This is a genomic window from Bdellovibrio sp. BIS2, assembly GCF_055398295.1.
Genome location: NZ_AP035879.1, coordinates 792,495 through 805,956, shown reverse-complemented (window position 1 = coordinate 805,956; position 13,462 = coordinate 792,495). Strand labels below are relative to the sequence as shown.

The following is a 13,462-nucleotide window of genomic DNA, read 5'->3' as shown; positions in this document are numbered from 1 at the left end:
CCTAGAACTAGATCCCGAGCTTCCCCTCATTGGAGTAAATGAGCTCAGGCTTCACGTGTTTATACTGTTCAAATTTATAACGCATTTTAATCAGGCGAAGCATCAGCAGATCCGGATCCAGATCCGGGTCTTTGCGATGGCGCTTAGCCTCGCTCAGAATGAACTTCTTCGCACTTTCAGGATGGAAGCAGAAGCCGCGGGTGAAGACATACGAGTCCCCTTGAGGGATCAAACGCACTTCAAACAATTCATCCTGATCAAAGCCGAAAACAAAAGGAGATGCCTTCACCACCATCACGTTGGAAGAGAAGAAGCCTTTTTTGTTCTGCAGAATGTCCTTGATATAGACATCCCCGTCTTTGATTTTCACAAATTCGAAAATGGAATGGCGGTGCTGCTTCAGCACTTCCAGAGTTTTCAGCTCTTCCTCAGAGAAACGAAGTTCACGCACCAGAAGGCAGGCCTCCAGCGGTGTCTGACCGAAACCTTTCAACTCACGGGTGAAAAAATACCAGTCATAGAACTGTGCCATGCGAGACTCGTAGTGCTCGGAATTTTCATCCAGAGTACCGGCGTTTTCAAAGAACTCTTTTTTGGCCATGGCCAATTCGTCCTTGAAGGCGTCGCTGACAAAGTGATTCAGAATTTTTTCGATCAGTTTTTCGTATTCGTTCATATCATCCGCTCTACAAAGTAGCTAAACAGCCCCGAAGCCTCATGCGGCCCAGGACAACTTTCCGGGTGATATTGTATTCCTAAACACTTGCGTTTTTCACTATAAAAACCTGCCACAGTGCCGTCATTGAGGTTCACATGGGTGACCTTCACGTCAGAAGGCAAAGAAGCCTCTTCCACCGCATATCCGTGGTTCTGGCTGGTCATGTAAATCTGATTAAGCAGAGTGTCGCGAATCGGGTGATTGGACCCACGATGGCCGAATTTTAACTTGTAGGTCTTTGCCCCCAGAGCCAACCCCAGAATCTGGTGCCCCATGCAGATGCCAAAGATCGGTTTTACACCCAAAAGCTCACGAACCGTCCCGATAGCCACCTTCACGTCCGCCGGATCGCCGGGGCCATTGGTCAGCATAATGCCGTCCGGATTGTAAGACATAATGTCCTGAACGGAAGAACGGCTGTTGAAAATCTTGATTTCAGAGCAACGGCTTTGCAGCTCGCGCAGGATGTTTTCTTTGCTGCCAAAATCCAGAACCGCCACTTTCGGGCCCACCATGTTGTCACCACGGCGGACTTCAGGTTCTTTGCGGGAGGCAATGTAAACCCAGTCTTTATCGAGGGTCTTTTTAGAAGCGATCAGGCTTTCGGCCTTTTTTAAAGCTTCCGCCTCGGAACCAGCCTGAACCAGCGCGCCCCATGGAGTTCCCCCTTGGCGCAAACGCAAAGCCAGGGCTCGGGTATCGACTTCGGTCAGCAGCGGGATTTTATTTTCTGTCAGGCGCTTCTTCCAGGCCTGATCACGCTCACTGTCCTGAACCTCCAGGCAGATGAATCCTTCGATCCAGAGTTTTCTGGATTCCCAGACGGCGTCTTCGACCCCATAATTCCCCTGCATCGGGGCGGTCATGACCACGATTTGTGAAAAATAAGACGGGTCCGTGGCGATTTCCTCGTAACCGGAGTGAGACGTGTTGAAAACAACCTCGCCGGCGCGATCTTCACCACCCTGCCATTGACCGGTGTAGACTTCCCCACCTTCAAGCACCAGATAGCCGCGCATCACTCCCCCTCTTTCAACGTCATTTGAATCAGACTTTGACGAATCAAAACACCATTGGAAACCTGATCCAGCACTTTGCAGCGCGGATCTTTCAGAACTTCAGAATCAAGCTCGGTCCCCTGATTGATCGGACCCGGATGCATGATCAGGGCTTTATCCGAAAGGGACTGCAGATTTTTGACTGTGAAACCGTACTGATCACGATAATCGGCCAAAGAATACTGGTGCTCGTGGCGCTCTAACTGCACCCGCAGAGCCATCGCCGCCGTGGCCCACTGAAGACCTTCTTTCAAAGAGGCAAACACCCGGCACGGAGATTGTGCGGGAAGGAACTCTTTGGGACCACACAGCGCCACTTCGTAACCGAGTTTTTCGGCCAGCTCAAAGTGCGACGCCGCCACACGACTGTGACGAACATCACCCACAATCAAAAGCTTTTGACCTGCACACGTCCCCAGATGCTTGCGAAGGGTGTAAGCATCCAGCAAAGCTTGTGTCGGATGCCCTTTTTTTCCCCAGCCCGCATTCAGAATCGGCGTGCTGATTTTTTCGGAAAGATCCTTCAGATCCAGATCATCCCCGCAACGAATAACCAGGAAAGACGGCTTCATGGCCTCAACATTCAAAACGGTGTCTTCCAGCGTTTCGCCTTTTTCAAGACTGCTGCCCGCACCGCCATCCAGACGCAACGGATGGATTCCCAAACGTGCGCAGGCGGTTTCAAAACTCATGCGGGTGCGAGTGCTGGCTTCAAAAAACAAAAGGGCTCCGGTTTTTCCGAAGCCCTGAATAGGAGCCGATTTTGATGCCGCAATAGAGTCGGCAATAGAGAATAGGAAATCGATTTTTGTTTTTTCAAGGGAGCGAAGATCAAGAATGGAGAAATTTTTCCTAGACGACATCTAGAACCCAAGACTAGGTACTTGGGCGAACCTTGTCAATGAACCGTAGAAAAAACTCGGTCCCAACGCACTGAAGGATAACGGTCGCCACCCCATTTACGCTGCCAATCCAGTGAAAGCCAAATTAAAGCCACGCGGCCCACCACCTGGGTCATAGGAACCGTACCCCAATAGCGCGAGTCGTCACTGGCATCACGATTATCACCCAACAGGAAAACCTCTCCTGGAGGCACAACCAGCGGGCCGAAATCTTTGTCATCCGGAGTTTTCTGGAAGATCACACGCCAGGAATCCGCCCCCGCAGTCTCTTTAAAGATATCAAAGAGTTCCGCATTGGGGTTGTCCGAAACTGCATCCATCTTTTCATAAGCCACGGGTTCATCATTCAGAACCAGGCGCCCCTTCACGATTTGCACCCGATCCCCAGGCAAACCCACCACACGTTTTACATAAGTCACGGACGGCTGATTGGGATAACTGAAAACCACGATATCCCCGCGCGCCGGCAAAGTCAGGTTCCAGCGTTTGGAAGCAAACGGAATCTGCACACCGTAAGACACCCGGGAGGCAAAGATAAAGTCGCCGGGTTTCAGCGCAGGCTGCATGGAACCCGTGGGAACTTTATAGGCGGTCACCAGAAAGTGACGCACAAACAGTGCGCACACCACTGCCAAAACCAAAGTTGTTAGATATTCCCGCCAACGATTCATCCTTAAATCCTAAACGGACTTGGGCGAGACCTTCAAAGCAATTCTTAGGACTTTTTATTATTTCTTAAAAGCGACCTAATCCAAAGCTTTGAACAGGCGGTTGAAGCGGATTTGTGAGGGGTCGCACACAAATGTCATTGTCGGCAAAGTACTGTTGCAGGAAAGCCAGATAATGGAAGCTTTTCCGACCAAATAATCATTTTTCACAAAGCCCCAGAAACGCGAGTCACTGGATTGATCACGATTGTCCCCCATAAAGAAGAACTGTCCCTGTGGCACTTGATATACTTGCACATCAGCAGAGTTTTCTTCACTCAAGAAACGCACCACATAGGATTTCTGCGTGTTGTTTTCCGTGAAATAATAAAACTCTTTATTGCTCACCAAAGGGCCTTCATAAGATTCCATCTTAAAAGGCTTGTCGTTCACGGTGATGCGACCGGCACGAACTTCGATCCGGTCCCCCGGCAGCCCGATCAGTCGCTTGATATAATAGACATCCGGATTTTCAGGATACTTGAAGACCACGATGTCCCCGCGTTCAGGCGTTGACCATTGCACCAGCCACTTGTCGCTGAAAGGAAAGTGCAGACCGTAAGCAAACTTTTTTACCAGAATGTGGTCATGGATCAGAAGATTCGGAATCATGCTCCCGGACGGGATCACAAAGGGCTCAAACAAGGCCCAGCGCACTCCCATCACCAGCAGAATCGGAAACAGGAATGTCAGGATCGCCTGATTCCATGTTCCTTTCAGATTGGGAGTGGCCTTGGGTTCAGACATCTAGTTCACAGAGTGGAAGAAACGTCCCCAGCGGATGGTCAGCGGGTTGCACAGGAACGGAAGCATTGGCACCGTCTCTTCACAACTTAGCCATACGAACATCGCACGACCCAGGATGTTTTGTTTTGGCAGGAAACCCCAAACACGGCTGTCAGAGGAATTCATGCGGTTGTCACCCATAACAAACAGATGGTCATCCGGAATGGTCACTGGGCCAAAGGTTTCATAGATATCACCCTTGCGAAGCAGGATGGCATGCTCTTTACCCTCTTTGGCGCCTTTGCCCGGAGGCAGGACTTCAGTGAACTCAACATAGTTTTCTTTGCTGTCGTTGATGTTGCCATCACGCTGGAAGTCCGCATCGCGCAGCCATGCAAAGTCATCCATATTGGCAGGTACCTTTTTTTCAACCGGTTTGTCGTTGATATAAAGAGTCCCGTTTTCGTAGTAAACCTTGTCGCCAGGCTCACCCACGATGCGTTTGATGAAGAAAGTGCTCATGTCTTTAGGATATTTAAAGACAATCACTTCCCCACGCTCAGGTTCGTTGAATTTCACAAGCCATTTTTCGCTGAAAGGAACACGCAAACCGTAAGTCAGCTTGTTCACGAAGATATGGTCATGAATCAAAAGCGACGGCAACATCGAGCCCGATGGAATCACGTAAGCTTCAATGAAGCCCCAACGGATGAAAAGGGCGATAAACACGGCCAGGAACAACGAGCCCCAACCTTCGGTCCAAAAGTGCTTTGTACGGAAATCCCAGCTTTTCACTTGTTGTTTGTCGCTCATGTTGATTCTCCTAGTCTTCGACTTTCAGGATCGCAAGGAAGGCTTCTTGAGGGACTTCCACATGGCCGATGGCCTTCATGCGCTTTTTACCCTCTTTTTGCTTTTCCAGAAGCTTACGCTTACGGGAAATATCACCACCATAGCACTTCGCGGTCACGTCTTTTCTGATCGCTCCCAGAGTTTCACGGGCGATGATCTTGGCACCGATCGCTGCCTGGATCGCCACCTGATACTGCTGACGAGGGATCAATTCTTTCATCTTTTCAGCCAACAGACGGCCACGGTTTTGCGCCTTGGAGCGGTGAACGATCAAAGACAGGGCGTCAATCGGCTCACCGTTGATCAGAATGTCCAGCTTCACCAGGTCTGATTCCTCAAAACCGACGAATTCATATTCCAAAGACGCATAACCTTTGGAGATGGATTTCAAACGATCATAGAAGTCCATCACCATTTCATTCATTGGCAGCTTGTACTCAATGATGACTTTTTTGTCGGTGACGTATTCCATTTTCAACTGGATACCGCGTTTGTCCTCGCACAGTTTCAAAATGCCGCCGATATAGTCGGTCGGAGTGTGCAGGGTCACCTTGACGTAAGGCTCTTCAAATTTGGCGATCTGGGTGTCCACTGGCATGCCGGATGGATTTTCCAGCATCATTTCGGTGCCGTCCGTTTTGGTAATACGGTATACAACCGTCGGCGCCGTGGTGATCAGATCCAGATTGAACTCACGCTCAAGACGCTCTTGAACGATTTCCATGTGCAACAGCCCCAGGAAACCGCAACGGTATCCGAAACCAAGCGCCGCGGATTTTTCCACCTCAAACGTCAAAGACGAGTCATTCAGACAAAGTTTGTCCAAAGCGTCCTTCAGGTTTTCGTATTCAGAAGCCACAACCGGGAAAATACCGGCAAATACCATCGGCTTGATACGCTGGAAGCCGGCCAGAGGCTCTGTCGCCGGATGTTTTGCTGCCGTTACGGTGTCACCCACCTGCACGTCACGGATGTCTTTGATGCCGCAGACGATAAAGCCCACTTCACCCGCTTCAAGCACTTCCTGCATTGCCGGGAATGGTTTGTATTTCCCCATACGCAGGACTTCATAGTCACGGTCTGTCGCCATGAACTTGATCTTGTCGCCTTTTTTGATCACGCCATCAACCATACGAACCAGGACGACAACGCCCTGATAAGCATCAAACCAAGAGTCGAAAATCAGAGCTCTTGGCGTCAGGCTGCGATCCGCCTTTGGTGGCGGAACTTTTTCAACGATCGCTTCAAGAATGTCGGTGATACCGATTTTTTCTTTCGCGGAAGCATGAATGATACCTGTGCAGTCCAGGCCCACAGTGTCTTCGATCTGCTTCGCAACACCTTCCGGATCTGCGGAAGGAAGATCGATCTTGTTCAGAACAGGAATGATCTCAAGATTATTTTCCAGCGCCAGATAAACGTTCGCCAGAGTTTGTGCTTCCACCCCTTGAGCGGCGTCGACCACCAGGATCGCGCCTTCACAAGCAGCCAAAGAACGCGACACTTCGTAAGAGAAGTCCACGTGCCCCGGTGTATCGATCAAGTTGATCTGATACATGTTGCCGTCTTTGGATTTGAAATCCAGACAGACGGTTTGGGCTTTGATGGTGATGCCGCGTTCGCGCTCAAGTTCCATGTTGTCCAGGAACTGATCCTTTTTCTCACGATCCGACAAAGAGCCGGTGGCAGAAAGAAGACCGTCAGCCAAAGTAGATTTGCCGTGGTCGATGTGAGCGATGATAGAGAAATTGCGTATGTATTTAGGATCCATGGGCGGTAGTATAAATAAGAAGCGCCGAGTTGCTAGTGACAACTCGGCGCAATGATTAAGGTTTTATTAAAATTTAAGCCAAAGTCTTTACAGCGTCTTTCAGTTGGTCGACCTTGTTCAGGCGCTCCCAAGTGAAGGACTCTTCGTTACGACCAAAGTGGCCGTAAGCCGCTGTCTGGCTGTAAATCGGTCTTAGCAGGTCCAAATCCTTCGTAATGCGAGCTGGGCGCAAATCGAAGACCTGGCGAACTGCTTTTTCAAGCACTTCAGGGCCTACTTTGCTAGTGCCATAGTCATTTACGGTGATGCTGACAGGCTCAGCCACACCGATCGCGTAAGCCACCTGAACCAGGCAGCGTTCCGCAAGACCCGCACCCACGATGTTCTTAGCAATATGACGTGATGCGTAAGCAGCAGAGCGATCCACTTTGGAAGGATCCTTACCAGAGAACGCGCCACCACCGTGAGCACCGTGACCACCGTAAGTGTCCACGATGATTTTACGGCCGGTCAAACCCGCGTCACCCATTGGACCACCCGTTACGAAACGGCCCGTTGGATTGATGAAGAATTTGGTTTTTGCATCGATCCAGTTGCCTGGGATGGATTTTTTGATCAGTTCTTCCGTGATGAATTCCTTGATCGTAGCATTGGAAACGCTGTCTGCGTGCTGAGTGGAGATAACCACCGCATCAATGCGTTTTGCGATGCCGTTTTCGTACTGAACTGTCACTTGGGATTTGGCATCCGGGCGCAACCAGTCCACTTTATTGGCTTTGCGAAGAGCGGCAAGGTCTTTCACCAGTTTGTGAGACATTGCGATGCTCAAAGGCATCAGCTCTGGAGTTTCATTGACTGCATAACCGAACATCAGACCCTGGTCGCCCGCGCCCTGATCGTCGGAAAGAGTTTCTTTAACGCCCACCGCGATATCCGGGGACTGCTGGCCCACGGCAATCATCACGCCGCAAGTTTTGTAGTCGAAGCCCTTGTCAGAGTGATCGTAACCAATGCGTTTTACAACTTCACGGGCTACTTCAGAGAAATTAACTTTTGCAGAAGTTGTGATCTCGCCACCAACAACCACCAAGCCGGTCGTCAGCAGGGTTTCACAGGCAACACGGCCCTTCGGATCCTGTGCCAGGATGGCATCCAGAATACCGTCAGAGATTTGATCGGCCATTTTGTCGGGGTGACCTTCGGAAACAGATTCACTCGTAAACAGGTAGTTTTTCACTGCGTTCGTTCCTCATTAGGGAATGGTGTTAATGAGCTCGGCCCCCACCGGGACCATCCTAAAAAACAGTCAGAATTGAGCTGGAATTTAGCGAGCGGCCAAACTATCAAAAGCACCCGGAGGGGTCAAGAGTCCTTGGGTTTGTGGTGGTAAAAATAGGCAAGCTCCAGGAAAAACACTGTAAAGCCTCCAACCAGGCCGATCAGCCCCAGGCCAATCATGAACTGAGCCAGAGTCCGCCCCAGCTCACTGATAGAGGATTCCGGCACCAGCCCCTTGCTTTGAAGCAGGAACATCAGCAGATAGGCCCCAACCGACAGGAAGGTCCACAGGATTGCATGTGCCCGACTGGTCAACAAACCCACGATCAGCGGCAGCACCGCAAACCAGATCAGCGTTGGAGAGAAAAAGCCCCCAGTGAAATAGGAAAATGAAAACTGAAAGATCATCCCCGAGGTCACCATGGAATAGGCTGCCAGGGACATCGAACGGCTCCAGCGGTAAATCAGCGGAGAAAAGGCATGCATGATTGAACAGGCAAAACCGATTTGAGCCAAGGTCGGATTTTCCACGAAAAATAAAGAGATGAAGCTGTAGGTCCACATCAGCAGACCGGTCAGAAGAGTGATCAGAACCAGCAGGCGCCATTTATAATGACGAACATGTTTGTCTTCTTTTACATCCAGGGAAAAGAGGGTGGTCCCCCAAAGAATCTGTTCTTCCTGTTCCAAGTAACATTCCAAAAATACAAGAGGTGGATAATTCCACCTCCTTAGTATAATCGCGGATCAGAAAATTTGCACCTAAATCACGCCGCCTTCTTCCAGCGTGCAAACGTGTCTTGACGTGCGCCTTTCGTAAGTTCCGGTTTTTTGTGGTCTTTATATTGTTTGTTTGTCTTAAGGAACTGTTTCTCCATTTTTTCGGCACATGCGTCCACCGCACCATAAATATCCGGGCCGTATGCCGTGGCCTTAAAATACTTCTCGCGAGTGTTCACAGAGATCTCAACACAGAATTCATTTTTAACCTTACTGAAATACACGTTGCCGTAACCTTCTTTAAGCAGGAAACGTCCCACCTCGGACATTCTTTCTTCGGTGTACTTTTCCAGGGAATCGGAGTGATCCAGATGCTTAAAGGTGTAGTTGAGTTTCATGTTTTCTCCTTCTCGGCCCCTTTCAAGGCCTTTGATTTCTTACCTGGACTTCTTATCGGTCCAGCCGGACTAAAGATGAGCCCTATTTTGAGACTCATTTGGTTTTTCTTTGGGTTAATAGACAGGCCTTAAAAATTTCATCGTCCTGCTTATTATTCAGATATTTGGCAACCGGGCTCATGGCGGCAAAAGCCTCTTTGCACTGACCGCGGCTGAATTCGAGCTTTGCGTCGAAATAGGAATCCCGAAGGGCTGCGGGCAGGCGGTCCACCGTTTTCGGCTCGGCCTCACCACTTTCAATTTTGCGTTTATACTCGCGCAGCGCATTTTCAGACTTGCGGCGCAGCTCCCGGATGTCGGAATACTTGGGTACATGGGAAGGAATCTTGCGGGAGGTCTCCAGCGCGCCCTCATAGTTGCCGGCTTCAAAATAGCCCTGCGCCTTTTCGTGCAGAGCCGCGACCTCGGCAGGATCCATCTTGTGTTTTTGGGAGCCAAAGGGGTTGGCAATCAGCCCCAGGGTCAGACCCGTCAGGGCCACGGCATACATGGCGATGTTAGCTGGCTTGATCATGGGAAACTTATCGGCAATCCCCGACCAAAGATGAGGATTTTCCATGTTCCAAAAAGAGACGGGCCCCTTTCGGAGCCCGCTAAATTCTAACTTGGGATGGTCACCATTTTTTTATAAAATTCCAGAAGCTTTTTAGCCCCATGAACCAGATTGGCTTCCCAGTCATTGTGGGCATTGTGATCCGCCCCGTCGGTGATGTATTTCAAAGAGATCAACTGCACGTTCATTTTGCGACAGACCTTGGCCAGCGCATAGCCTTCCATATCCACCAGTTCGCAAGGAACTTTCGGCGTGCCGGTTTCAAAGCTGTCACCGGTGCCGCACACACCGTGAGAAAGCTCTGGGAAATACGGAATCAGATCAATCGCGCCAGGGAGTGGGTCAAACGGCGTCTCGCCAACCTTGAATCCCAAAGGAGAAATGTCCATGTCTCTTTGGACGAAGCTTGAAACCTCGACAAGATCATGGGTTTTAAAACGGGAGCTTCCCGCAGTTCCCAGATTGATCATCACTTTGCATTTGGTTTTATGAATCACGTCCATCGCCACCAGCGCGGCATTCACCTTGCCAATGCCAGTGTAAACCACCGGGATATTTTCTTTTTCAAAGAAGCCCTGGGATTCGCCCGGAAGCGCCATCACCAAAGCCACGTCATTAATATTGAACAAGCGAAGCCACCTTTTGATCGTTGTAGGTCATCTTGTTAAGGAACGTCAGATTGACCAGAACTGCCACCGATTCAACGGAGTACCCGGCAAGCAGGCACAGGTCAATGGCCGCCTGCAAAGTGCCACCCGTAGCCAGGACATCATCCACAATCACCACACGGCCCCTGCCCGGTGGCAGCTCGATTTCAGCCGTGCCGTATTCCAGAGCGTAAGAAACTTTTCGCGTTGGTGGAGGCAGCTTGCCCGCTTTACGAATAGGCAGGAAACCTTTTTTGTGAGTCGCCGCCATGTGCGCCGCCAGAATAAATCCACGGGATTCAATGCCCGCAAAATAATCAACGTGGGTCAGGTCCACGTGTTTCAGAAGATTGTGGGAAACAAAAGTAAGGGCTTCTGCATTTTGCAGCAGAGGTGACATGTCACGGAAGATGATCCCCGGCTTTGGAAAATCAGGAACATCACGAATCAGGCTTTTTAAATCCATGGGGCACTCCTCGCAGTTGCTCCCTTATTTTTAAGGGAAACACCGCTGCGAGTAAAGAAAATCTATTCCACCACCGACGTCACATTCACACTGCGCTGTCCTTCAGGCCCCACCCAGTTTTCCAGGATGCTCCTGTAACCCGCGGAAGCTTTGAGCATGGAAAGCCCCATTTCAAATTTCTTCATCAGCGCCTTGGTGTCGGGATGTTTTTTTGAGAAGTGCACATAGATGGGCTCTTCGCTCATCTCAATCATGATTTTAAAACGATCCCGAAACTCGGGTTTGCTTTTCAGATAATAATAAAAAACATACTCATCAATAGCGACAAAGCCCACACGGCGGGAGTTCAGCATCATCAGACTGGTCAGGTCGTTGGCCGTAAAGACCTTGTTGATTTTGGAGTTTTCATCGAACTCAACACCAAAGGGAAAACCATTGGGAAGCGCCACCGTGCGCCCTTCAAGGTCTTTCACTTTCTGCACCTTCTCCGCAGTTCCCGTGCGCAAACCAACGATCAAACCTTTGCTTTTAAAAAGCGGCTCTTTGGGAAAAAGAAAATCCGCATCCATTTCTTTGCTGCGAGCCGAATTAAAACAAGCCGCAAATTTTCCACTTTGCGTCTGCGCCAGACAGCGCGGATAAGGCACCTGAACCAGGTCAATGTCTTCGCCCACATTCTTGAATGCCGCCCGCACAATATCCACGGACATGCCCACAGCACGCCCCTTCTCCCGAAAAGCAAACGGCGGCCAAGAGTCCTCCACCATCAATTTCAAAGAAGCAGACCAAGCATCAAAGCAAATAAGAATTACTAGCAAGAAACCAAATCGACCCATGCCTGCTACTTAACAAACCAAGAACCCTCAATACACCTTACACTTAAGTAATAACTAAACAATCTCACCGATACTTTCGGAACAAAGCTCCAAAAGGCCCCATTCCCCTTCCCACGCGAAAGCAACACCATACGCAAAGATCTTCCTTCTTAAAAAAAGAGGAACACTTCGAACATTAGCCTGAGGCTTGGGATGGAATTCCCGGGTCGGTGGCAAGTTCCACAGCGAGAAAAAAAAACGACGTGAAATAAAAAAAGGCAAAAACGAGCGAGGACTGTCCGAAGCCAACGGCCCGGGAATTCCATCCCAAGCCGTTCTTCGCAAATATTAGAAGTACTTTTTACGTTGAGAAGAAGGAAGAATCTTAAGCATGTCGCGGTATTTGGCCACCGTACGACGCGCAATCTGAATACCTTCGACCTTCAGCAAATCCACGATCTTTTGATCGGACAATGGATTCTTCGGATCTTCCTTGGCAACCAGATCCTTGATTTTGATTTTCACCGACTCGGAAGCCAGGGAATCACCATCCGAAGAGCTGATACCGGAGTTGAAGAAGTATTTCAGTTCGTAGATACCCTGCGGAGTGTGCACGTACTTCGCCGTGGTCACACGGCTGACTGTGGATTCATGCATGCCGATATCGTTGGCGATATCACGCAGAACCATCGGCTTTAAGTGCTCAGAACCCTTTTCAAAGAACTCGCGCTGATGCTTCACGATGGATTCGGTCACCTTGTAGATCGTGCGCTGTCTTTGGTGAATGGACTTGATCAACCAAACGGCAGAACGAAGTTTTTCCTGGATATAATCCTGGGTCTTGTCGCCGGTGGTTTTGCCACCTTTAAGCATGTTTTTATAGAAATTCGAAATTTTCAAACGCGGCAAACCGTCTTCATTCAAAGACACCACGTAGTCATCGCCGACCTTGTACACGTAAACGTCCGGAGTCACATAGTGCGTGTCACTGCTGACGAAGGCACGACCCGGTTTCGGATCCATCGCATAGATGATTTTGCAGATTTCCACGATGTCTTCAACGTCGCGGTTCAAAGCTTTGGCGATGGCTTCATAGTTTTTCTTTTCCAGATCCTTCACGTGATTTTTGATCAGCGTGACCAGATCATGGGTGTCCTCTTCCATGTGCTTGGCCTGGATCAGCAGACATTCCTGCAGATCTCGCGCCCCCACACCCGGAGGATCAAATTCATGAATCAGGGTCAGAGTGTCTTCCAGCAGCGCCAGATCCACTTTTTCCTCTTCAGCAATTTGCTCCAGAGGAACTTTGATATAACCGTCATCATCGATGGCGCCGATCAGGGCGTCCGCGGCTCTTTCCTCTTCCTCAGAGAAGCCGTTCATTTTAACTTGCCAGTAAAGGTGATCGTGCAGGGTTTGAGACGCCGTGATGACGTTCTCATAGTTCATGATCTCTTCAGAACCCGCCATGCCGGATTGTGGAGGCTTTTGGTTGGCTTCGATGTAGGATTCCCACTCGAATTCATCCTGCTTTTGTGGATCCTGAATGTTCTGCTGATCCGGGGTTTCGGAATGCTCAACTTCGTTGGCAGCCTCTTTGGTTCTTTGAAGGTCTTCTTCTTTCAGCGCGGATTCGGCCTCTTCCAGAATAGGATTTTCTTCCAGCTCGGAGCGCACAGCCGACTCCAACTCCATGCGGGACATCTGCAAAAGCTTGATTGCCTGTTGCAGCTGTGGAGTGATTACCAGAGACTGGCTCAGGTTCATCGTCTGTCGAAGAGCCATTAAAAT

The 13,462-nt window shown here is 49.8% G+C and carries 15 protein-coding genes; all 15 read right to left on the bottom strand.

Going from position 1 to position 13,462, the window contains the following annotated elements; translation table 11 throughout:
• Positions 1 to 7 precede the first annotated feature (7 nt).
• Complete coding sequence (locus tag ACZ520_RS03940) at positions 8 to 676, bottom strand: hypothetical protein (protein ID WP_011163404.1); 669 nt, start codon at positions 674 to 676, stop codon at positions 8 to 10.
• Entirely contained in the window at positions 673 to 1,737 is a 1,065-nt protein-coding gene (gene carA / locus ACZ520_RS03935) for a glutamine-hydrolyzing carbamoyl-phosphate synthase small subunit (protein WP_088566096.1), read from the bottom strand. The genes ACZ520_RS03940 and carA overlap by 4 nt, the downstream gene beginning before the upstream one ends.
• Positions 1,737 to 2,639: an aspartate carbamoyltransferase catalytic subunit gene (locus ACZ520_RS03930; RefSeq protein ID WP_088566097.1), complete on the bottom strand. Its 903-nt coding sequence runs from the start codon at positions 2,637 to 2,639 to the stop codon at positions 1,737 to 1,739. The genes carA and ACZ520_RS03930 overlap by 1 nt, the downstream gene beginning before the upstream one ends.
• Before the next feature lie 35 nt (positions 2,640 to 2,674).
• Entirely contained in the window at positions 2,675 to 3,349 is a 675-nt protein-coding gene (gene lepB / locus ACZ520_RS03925; RefSeq protein ID WP_088566098.1) for a signal peptidase I, read from the bottom strand.
• A gap of 75 nt (positions 3,350 to 3,424) precedes the next feature.
• A complete protein-coding gene (lepB, locus tag ACZ520_RS03920) occupies positions 3,425 to 4,132 on the bottom strand; it encodes a signal peptidase I (protein ID WP_464127591.1) in 708 nt (235 codons plus the stop codon).
• Entirely contained in the window at positions 4,133 to 4,924 is a 792-nt protein-coding gene (gene lepB / locus ACZ520_RS03915) for a signal peptidase I (protein ID WP_088566100.1), read from the bottom strand.
• A gap of 10 nt (positions 4,925 to 4,934) precedes the next feature.
• Complete coding sequence (gene lepA / locus ACZ520_RS03910; protein WP_088566101.1) at positions 4,935 to 6,734, bottom strand: translation elongation factor 4; 1,800 nt, start codon at positions 6,732 to 6,734, stop codon at positions 4,935 to 4,937.
• A gap of 73 nt (positions 6,735 to 6,807) precedes the next feature.
• Positions 6,808 to 7,971 (bottom strand): methionine adenosyltransferase, encoded by a 1,164-nt coding sequence (gene metK, locus ACZ520_RS03905; RefSeq protein ID WP_088566102.1) that lies wholly within the window; start codon positions 7,969 to 7,971, stop codon positions 6,808 to 6,810.
• 125 nt (positions 7,972 to 8,096) lie between these two features.
• The gene (locus ACZ520_RS03900; protein WP_088566900.1) at positions 8,097 to 8,702 is read right to left on the bottom strand and encodes a hypothetical protein; all 606 of its coding nucleotides are present in this window, start codon (positions 8,700 to 8,702) and stop codon (positions 8,097 to 8,099) included.
• A gap of 77 nt (positions 8,703 to 8,779) precedes the next feature.
• Positions 8,780 to 9,130, bottom strand: coding sequence for a ribosome hibernation-promoting factor, HPF/YfiA family (gene hpf / locus ACZ520_RS03895; RefSeq protein ID WP_088566103.1), 351 nt, complete (start codon positions 9,128 to 9,130; stop codon positions 8,780 to 8,782).
• 94 nt (positions 9,131 to 9,224) lie between these two features.
• Complete coding sequence (locus ACZ520_RS03890; RefSeq protein WP_464127590.1) at positions 9,225 to 9,704, bottom strand: hypothetical protein; 480 nt, start codon at positions 9,702 to 9,704, stop codon at positions 9,225 to 9,227.
• Between the two features lie 86 nt (positions 9,705 to 9,790).
• Positions 9,791 to 10,342 (bottom strand): 5'-methylthioadenosine/S-adenosylhomocysteine nucleosidase family protein, encoded by a 552-nt coding sequence (locus ACZ520_RS03885; RefSeq protein ID WP_048349825.1) that lies wholly within the window; start codon positions 10,340 to 10,342, stop codon positions 9,791 to 9,793.
• A gap of 16 nt (positions 10,343 to 10,358) precedes the next feature.
• The gene (locus ACZ520_RS03880; RefSeq protein WP_088566105.1) at positions 10,359 to 10,856 is read right to left on the bottom strand and encodes an adenine phosphoribosyltransferase; all 498 of its coding nucleotides are present in this window, start codon (positions 10,854 to 10,856) and stop codon (positions 10,359 to 10,361) included.
• Positions 10,857 to 10,918: 62 nt separating this feature from the next.
• Positions 10,919 to 11,692 carry a substrate-binding periplasmic protein gene (locus ACZ520_RS03875; protein ID WP_464127589.1) on the bottom strand — a complete coding sequence of 258 codons (774 nt, stop codon included), beginning with the start codon at positions 11,690 to 11,692 and terminating at the stop codon, positions 10,919 to 10,921.
• Between the two features lie 327 nt (positions 11,693 to 12,019).
• Positions 12,020 to 13,456, bottom strand: a complete 1,437-nt coding sequence (gene rpoN, locus ACZ520_RS03870; RefSeq protein ID WP_088566106.1) for an RNA polymerase factor sigma-54 — start codon at positions 13,454 to 13,456, stop codon at positions 12,020 to 12,022.
• Between the last annotated feature and the right edge of the window lie 6 nt (positions 13,457 to 13,462).

Coding starts and splice junctions, on each gene's coding strand:
- ACZ520_RS03940 (WP_011163404.1), bottom strand. CDS start 676: ATGAACGAATACGAAAAACTGATCGAAAAAATTCTGAATCACTTTGTC.
- carA (WP_088566096.1), bottom strand. CDS start 1,737: ATGCGCGGCTATCTGGTGCTTGAAGGTGGGGAAGTCTACACCGGTCAA.
- ACZ520_RS03930 (WP_088566097.1), bottom strand. CDS start 2,639: ATGTCGTCTAGGAAAAATTTCTCCATTCTTGATCTTCGCTCCCTTGAA.
- lepB (WP_088566098.1), bottom strand. CDS start 3,349: ATGAATCGTTGGCGGGAATATCTAACAACTTTGGTTTTGGCAGTGGTG.
- lepB (WP_464127591.1), bottom strand. CDS start 4,132: ATGTCTGAACCCAAGGCCACTCCCAATCTGAAAGGAACATGGAATCAG.
- lepB (WP_088566100.1), bottom strand. CDS start 4,924: ATGAGCGACAAACAACAAGTGAAAAGCTGGGATTTCCGTACAAAGCAC.
- lepA (WP_088566101.1), bottom strand. CDS start 6,734: ATGGATCCTAAATACATACGCAATTTCTCTATCATCGCTCACATCGAC.
- hpf (WP_088566103.1), bottom strand. CDS start 9,130: ATGAAACTCAACTACACCTTTAAGCATCTGGATCACTCCGATTCCCTG.
- ACZ520_RS03890 (WP_464127590.1), bottom strand. CDS start 9,704: ATGATCAAGCCAGCTAACATCGCCATGTATGCCGTGGCCCTGACGGGT.
- ACZ520_RS03885 (WP_048349825.1), bottom strand. CDS start 10,342: ATGGCGCTTCCGGGCGAATCCCAGGGCTTCTTTGAAAAAGAAAATATC.
- ACZ520_RS03880 (WP_088566105.1), bottom strand. CDS start 10,856: ATGGATTTAAAAAGCCTGATTCGTGATGTTCCTGATTTTCCAAAGCCG.
- ACZ520_RS03875 (WP_464127589.1), bottom strand. CDS start 11,692: ATGGGTCGATTTGGTTTCTTGCTAGTAATTCTTATTTGCTTTGATGCT.
- rpoN (WP_088566106.1), bottom strand. CDS start 13,456: ATGGCTCTTCGACAGACGATGAACCTGAGCCAGTCTCTGGTAATCACT.